General features: G+C 65.4%; 1 protein-coding gene. It reads right to left on the bottom strand.

Features of this window, described 5'->3' with window-relative positions; translation table 11 throughout:
- Positions 1-340 precede the first annotated feature (340 nt).
- Positions 341-739 (bottom strand): DprA-like winged helix domain-containing protein (locus tag DYI24_RS27355; protein WP_164574542.1); only part of this gene is annotated, 399 nt, incomplete at its 5' end.

Below are 739 nucleotides of genomic sequence, written 5' to 3'. Positions count from 1 at the left end.
CGACACTCTCTGTTACCTGCTCGACATGGCGCGGATGGAGGCTCGGGAGATCGTTCGCCGGCGGCGCAATTCCAGCGCCGAATGAACAAGTTCCCCGATCCTGCTGATCAAGCGGGAGTTTTCAGTCTGGTTTCATATCTAAGATGAGGTTCTGTGGAGCCGTTCGGCAGTACAACGTCGGCCGATGCCGACACTGTCACGAGGCGGTTGCAGTTTACGTCTAATTAACCGAACCAGTTCACGATTCGAACGTCGGAGCGGGCCGGATGTACGTCCGCTCCTGGACAATGGCTCGAGGCTCACCGCTTCGGGCCGTTGGCTTTTTTGGAAGGCGTTTCCCTCAGCTCAGCGACACCAGCCCGCCGCCATGGCGCTCAAGCCTTCCGGCGAGTTCGAGTTCGAGCAGCACGGTGCGCACCATCGCCGGTGGGATGCCGCTCAATCGGATCAGGTCGTCGATCCCGACCGGGCTCGGGCCGAGCAGCGACAGGATGCGGGTGCGGTCGCCGGCGTCGGGCTCGCCGGTGGGCGGAGCGTGCTCCGGCTCGCGGCCGGGCGTCTCCAGCGGCCGCTCCAGGATTGATGCGACTGCCGCGACGATGTCGGCGGCCGAGGTGATCAGCGTTGCGCCTTGCTTGATCAGGTCGTTGGTGCCGGCGGCGCGCGGATCGAGCGGCGAGCCCGGCACGGCGAACACCTCGCGGCCTTGATCTGCGGCACGCCGCGCGGTGATCAGCGA

It is taken from the genome of Rhodopseudomonas sp. BR0C11, assembly GCF_010820945.1.
Lineage (GTDB): Bacteria > Pseudomonadota > Alphaproteobacteria > Rhizobiales > Xanthobacteraceae > Rhodopseudomonas > Rhodopseudomonas palustris_H.
This window is presented reverse-complemented; position numbering and strand designations above follow the sequence as displayed.